This is a genomic window from Bacillus sp. RO1 (assembly GCF_012524115.1).
Classification (GTDB): Bacteria; Bacillota; Bacilli; order Bacillales; family Bacillaceae_I; genus Sutcliffiella_A.
Genome location: NZ_JAAZWB010000008.1, coordinates 1 through 5948, shown reverse-complemented (window position 1 = coordinate 5948; position 5948 = coordinate 1). Strand labels below are relative to the sequence as shown.

At 37.5% G+C, this 5948-nt stretch carries 7 protein-coding genes; all 7 read right to left on the bottom strand.

What is annotated here, in order from left to right; genetic code table 11:
* Nucleotides 1–195 precede the first annotated feature (195 nt).
* Entirely contained in the window at nucleotides 196–1038 is an 843-nt protein-coding gene (locus HC179_RS00180; protein WP_168862503.1) for a DegV family protein, read from the bottom strand.
* Between the two features lie 124 nt (nucleotides 1039–1162).
* On the bottom strand, nucleotides 1163–1414 hold the full coding sequence (locus HC179_RS00175; protein ID WP_168862502.1) for a DUF2535 family protein: 252 nt from the start codon (nucleotides 1412–1414) through the stop codon (nucleotides 1163–1165).
* 90 nt (nucleotides 1415–1504) lie between these two features.
* Complete coding sequence (locus HC179_RS00170) at nucleotides 1505–2170, bottom strand: SOS response-associated peptidase (RefSeq protein ID WP_168862501.1); 666 nt, start codon at nucleotides 2168–2170, stop codon at nucleotides 1505–1507.
* Between the two features lie 304 nt (nucleotides 2171–2474).
* Nucleotides 2475–3185 (bottom strand): lysophospholipid acyltransferase family protein, encoded by a 711-nt coding sequence (locus tag HC179_RS00165; RefSeq protein WP_168862500.1) that lies wholly within the window; start codon nucleotides 3183–3185, stop codon nucleotides 2475–2477.
* 24 nt (nucleotides 3186–3209) lie between these two features.
* Entirely contained in the window at nucleotides 3210–3704 is a 495-nt protein-coding gene (locus tag HC179_RS00160) for a dihydrofolate reductase (RefSeq protein ID WP_168862499.1), read from the bottom strand.
* Entirely contained in the window at nucleotides 3701–4495 is a 795-nt protein-coding gene (locus HC179_RS00155; RefSeq protein WP_168862498.1) for a thymidylate synthase, read from the bottom strand. The genes HC179_RS00160 and HC179_RS00155 overlap by 4 nt, the downstream gene beginning before the upstream one ends.
* A gap of 107 nt (nucleotides 4496–4602) precedes the next feature.
* Nucleotides 4603–5352 carry an anthrax toxin lethal factor-related metalloendopeptidase gene (locus HC179_RS00150; RefSeq protein WP_168862497.1) on the bottom strand — a complete coding sequence of 250 codons (750 nt, stop codon included), beginning with the start codon at nucleotides 5350–5352 and terminating at the stop codon, nucleotides 4603–4605.
* Between the last annotated feature and the right edge of the window lie 596 nt (nucleotides 5353–5948).

The window sequence follows — 5948 nt, the reverse complement described above, 5'->3', positions numbered from 1 at the left end:
TCGCTCCGCTGCGGGGTCTCAAGCTACCGCTATCTCCCTCAGGAGTCTTCGCCTTTTGCTCCAATCAACAGCTGGTGCAACCCAAAAAATAAATGTATCTTTTAAACGAAAAAAGACCCGAACTAATATAAGATTTTAAATTAGTTCGGGTTTTTTTTAGACTAAAACACTTTTGTCCCAGCCTCTTTTTATTTTCTATTCAGCATAATACATTAATGCTAATGCACCTGGACCTGTGTGTGTAGAAATTACAGGGGTAGTATAAGCAATTTGAATATCTTCAAATCCGGAAGCTTCATAAAGGGCTTCTTTTAAAGCTTGTGCCTGTTTTAATGATCCGGCATGCGCAATCCCCACGCCTTTTACCACTTTTCCTGCAATATCCTCTTTGAATTGCTTTGTATAATACTTAATTACTTGTGAATGACTTCTTGCTTTTGTCACAGGCGTGTAGACTCCATCTGCCAAAGAGGCAATCGGTTTTATGTTCAATAAAGATCCGATGAGGGCTTTTCCCCTACCAATTCGGCCGCCTTTCACTAAATTGTCTAATGTATCTACCATAATATATAGATCTGTATTGGAACGAATTTCATCCAACTTATTGATTATTTCTTGCAAATCTTTTCCCTCTTTGGCCATTTTTGCTGCAGTCACTACCTGAAAAGATAAAGCAAAAGAAATGAACCTTGAATCAACTACCGTCACATCGCTTTCACTAATATTAGCCGCGCTTTCAGCAGATCCGACGGTTCCACTCATTCCTCCAGTCATATGGATGGAGAGAACTTTGCTACCATCTTCACCTAAACGGTTGTACACATCGACAAATGATCCCACAGCAGGTTGCGAACTTTTTGGCAGCTCAGTAGAATGTTTCATTTTATCCATAAATTCATCAGGCTTAATTCCAAATCGATCTATGTATGATTCTCCGTCAATCGTAATGGATAACGGTACTATTTCTATGTTTAGTTCTTCAATGATGGACTGGTCAATATCAACAGTTGAATCTGTCACTATCTTTACATTCGTCATTACATTCACTTCCCCAATTATATCCTTTTTACTATTATACCTTCTCACAGTGCTTGTTCAAACTTGGAACAAAAAAAAATACAGGGAATTGGCCCTGTATTAATATTATCACATTAACATAAGTTTAAGCATTATTTTTTAATATATCTGTTTTTACAACTTTACAATAGTCAGGCCATTTTAATACTGTTCGCAAATAATCCTTGAAGGAATAGATTTGCTTTGGCTCCTTCTCAGAAAGGATTATTTTAATAAATTTCTCCAATCTGATTCTAACCATAAAATGATATGTGCTATCGTCCTCCAATACTGGAATTTCAATGACTTTTACCTTCTGTCCCTCATTAACCGTGAACTCTAGGCTTTTCCATAGCAAAATATCAATCCTCTTTTTCACCCGTTTATCATCATTATACCCTAAAATTTCAAATAAGTGTAAACTTTCTATAGACAAAATAAAACATTTTCAGATAATTTCGATACAACCAGGACTATTATTTTTAGGGGAATTCACGATGGAGGATACTTCGTAAGATTTCATTCGTCCTGCATCAAATGGTTGCAACATGGTAGCTAATTGACTACTTGTGAGTACATGTCTAGAGAGCCAATCTTTTTCATATTCCTCTTTCAGTATCACTGGCATTCTGTCATGTACATCTTCAACAAGCTTGTTTGGTCTAGTCGTTATTAACGTACAACTGACCATTTCTTCATCTTTTGTAACCCAGCGGTCCCATAGCCCAGCAAAAGCGAAAGGCTGTTCATTAGTTTTTGTAAACCTTATGGGCTTCTTATCTCCGTTTTGCTTTTTCCATTCATAGAAACCGTCCGCTGGAATGATACATCTTTTTCTTTCCAAAAGCTTTCGAAAACTTACTTTTTCATGTAATGTCTCTGCTCGTGCGTTAATCATTTTGTAGCCAATTTTTTTATCTTTGGCAAAGCTTGGCACCAAGCCCCAATGCAAATAACCTGCTCTATTTTTGTTTTCTCCTTTTACAATAGCTAAAATGGGTTGGCCAGGAGCAATGTTATAGCTGATACTATATTCAAGGGTGTTTGTATTTTCAAGGAAAAAGCGTTCTTCCAACTTATGAAGTTCTGTTGTTAATGAAAACCTTCCACACATTGTCTGCACACTTCCTTTTTTTATGTATTTATTTTACAGGAAAAGCCACTACTATTGTAGTGGCTGGAAAACTTTATAAACACCGCTGTTGATTTCCACAAATGGCTTCGCTTTCCTAGGGGCTGACGTGAGCCTCCTCGGCAAGCCTGCGGGGTCTCCATCTAACGCTATCTCCCTCAGGACAAGGAAGGCTTCGGCAGCGAAACATCGCACGAAGAAAATGCGTAAGCATTTTCGAGGAGTCTACGCCTTTTGCTCCAATCAACAGCTAGAAACTTTCTGAACAAAATCGAATAACTCATTATCATAATTCCTGTTTGATCTTTTCTTGAATTTGGATGCCTAGTTGGTTACCGTCGACTTTTTCGTCTTGTGGTAGGAAAATTGGGTCGTGGACGGTTACTTTGACTTTTGCTGCTTGGAAACCAAATTTGCTTTCTTCCATTATTTTATATGATCCTGAAATAGTAATGGGAACAACCGGTACTTTGCTGTCTGTTGCCAGACGTAGGCCACCTTTTTTGAATTCTCCCATTACGTCCCCTTTGCTTCTAGTCCCCTCAGGGAAAATAACCAAGGAATGGCCTTTTTTCAGGGTTTCTATCCCATCTCTGATAGACTGGACCGCTTTTCTTCTATCCGCACGATCAATGAACACACAGTTCATTGCTTCCATCCACCTTGGAATAAAAGGAATCTTTTTTACTTCTACCTTAGAAATGAAACCAAGAGGCTTTTCTAAAAAACCAATTAGTATCGGGACATCGAAATTCCCTTGATGATTACTTACAAAAAGTACGGGGCCGTTAGGAATTTTCTCCTGACCTACCACCTCTATGTTGGAACCTGTAAGTTTCACCAATGTCTTTGCCCAGTGTTTCGGCTTTTGATGAATGATTGTATCTTTTTCTTCCACTGTCATCGGAGTGTCGATTTTTTGCACTCTTTTAATTGTTGGCAAACTGTAAATTAAATAGCCGAAAAAATAAGCAAACCACCATATCGTACGTAACATTTTCTACTCTCCCTAAAACCACTTCTATTTTTCTAATAAACCTATTCTTTTATACTTCTTAAAATAGTAATCATAAGGATTTTTTTCATCCTTTATGCCTTTTTCACTAGATATTAAATCCCAATCTTTTTCATTTACTTCAGGAAAATAGGTATCCCCTTCAAATTCTTCATCTATAAAAGTTAAATATAAATAGTCTGCGAAAGGGAGTGCTTCCTTAAAAATATGAGCCCCTCCGATAATGAAGAGTTCTTTTCCCTCTTCATCCATATTTACAACTTCTTCTATAGAATGGAACGTTTCACAACCATCTGCATGGTAATCTTGCCTCGACAGTACAATATTTCTTCTATTAGGAAGCGGCTTTCCGATGGACTCATACGTCTTTCTACCCATCACAATCGTATTACCTTGCGTTACCTGCTTAAAATATGCCAAGTCTGCAGGAATTCTCCATGGCAGGTCGTTGTCTTTGCCTATTAGGTTATTTTTGTCAGTAGCTACAATAATGGAAATCATACACTGACAACCCCTTTAATATGTGGGTGTGCATCATAATCTAAAAGTGCAAAATCTTCGTATTTGAAATCAAAGATCGATGTAACTTCTTTATTTAGTTTCATTTTTGGCAATTTTTTAGGTTCACGTTCTATTTGTAACTTGACTTGTTCCAAATGGTTGGAATAAATATGTGCATCACCTAGTGTATGAATGAATTCACCAGGCTCTAAGTCACAGACTTGCGCGACCATCATGGTAAGCAAAGCATACGATGCAATGTTAAATGGTACACCTAGGAAAACATCTGCCGACCTCTGATATAATTGACAAGACAATTTTCCGTTAGCCACATAAAATTGGAACATCGTATGACAAGGCGGTAGAGCCATAGAGTCTACATTCGCCACATTCCATGCAGAGACAATCAGTCTTCTTGAATCTGGATTTTGTTTTATCTGTTCTATCAGGTTAGCAATTTGGTCAATGCTTTCTCCATCTGGCGTTGGCCATGACCTCCACTGGTACCCATAAACAGGGCCTAAATCTCCGTTTTCATCTGCCCATTCATTCCAGATTCTAACACCATTTTCCTGTAAATATTTTACATTAGTGTCTCCATTTAAAAACCAGAGTAGTTCATGAATAATTGATTTCACGTGTAGTTTTTTCGTAGTTACTAATGGAAACCCTTCTTGAAGGTCAAATCTCATTTGATAACCAAATGTACTAATTGTCCCGGTTCCTGTACGGTCTTCTTTTTCGGTACCATTATGTAATATATGTTTGCATAAATCCAGATATTGTTCCATTGCATCTTCACCTCTAAAATCGTCTTTATTCTTAGTACATTCTATCACAAAAGTCATACGAATTTGATAGTAAGGCAAAAAAGAAAAACATTCATGTGAATGCTCTTCTAGTGAGTGTTGGATATTAAGTTTTTAGTGACTGGTAGCTTCTCCATGTTTTGATAGAATAGAAATGTGTGTGGTGCATGTTTTGCTAATTCGAATCTAGACACATCATTTAAGTAGTACATGGCAAACGTCTCTGCGAAATATTCTTCGGGAAAGGTGTGAAAATAATTTCTGTTTGGAAATAAGGAAGAGACCTCACTTTTCCATGCTTTTAAGAAAGTTTGGTTATATCGGATATTACCAAAAACATAACGATCAATAGAATGCGCCAGTTCATGAAGTTCCAAATTGATTGAACCATGCCCCAATCCTTTATTACTGTGTCCAATCTTGGCCAATACTAGCTTAGAACCACCAATTCCGGGAACATCTTCCCAGTTAGATCCCTGATTGCTATATCCTCTAGGCTTTACACCATGTAAATGTTCAAACCCTTCCACATCAGTAAGTTTTCCATTAAATAAATACAAATGAACATTCTGCTGAACCAATACGTGTAATATGTGTGGTGGTATGTTGGAAACGTGACGAATCATATTTGCTGCATCTTCCTTTGAAAAATTCCCAGGAGGAAGATAGATAAGTTGATTTAATGTATCTCGATTGGCAATATCTTTTAGGTGGGAATCTAGTTCAGAAGACTTGAACTGTTTAAGTGGTATCGCGTCCAAACTAGCATAAGCTTTCCAATATATCGGTATGATTGTAAATGTAATTAATAGTACAATTGCAAATAAACGTCTTTTCATCTTTCCTCACCTTCTCTAGTTGTTCGTATCGTGTTGCATTATTAAATATCAGAAAATTCAATTCTATTATAATAATATTATATCATCTTGGCATTTAATTTGAATGACATTTTTGTAATCTCTTCTTAATAAAAGAGATTAATTTTTTCCAGTTGACTTAACAAGAAAGCACTCACCCTTATGTATCTGCCAAAATTAAATCATGGTTTCCCAGATACTTTGAAATATTGGCCAGACCTTGTCTTTGCACTTCATCCTCTGATTAATGAAGGATTCTCTTGTTTTATTTCCTTGTCATCATGTTTTTTATATGGGGAATCCTCTTCTCTCTTGTTATTTCTTTGTCACTCAGGTCGTCATATCGACGTCGTGGACTTCTCTCCTCCTTTTTCCTTGTCACCGAGGTCTTCATCGCTTCCATGAGGACCTCCTTCCTCCTCGTTTCTCGTCACCGAGGTCTTCGTATCGATGATGAGGACTTCTCTCCTCCTTTTTCCTTGGCACCAAGGTCTTCATCGCTACCTTGAGGACCTCCTTCCTCCTCGTTTCTCGTCACCGAGGTCTTCATCACTTCCATGAGGACCTCCCTCCTCCTC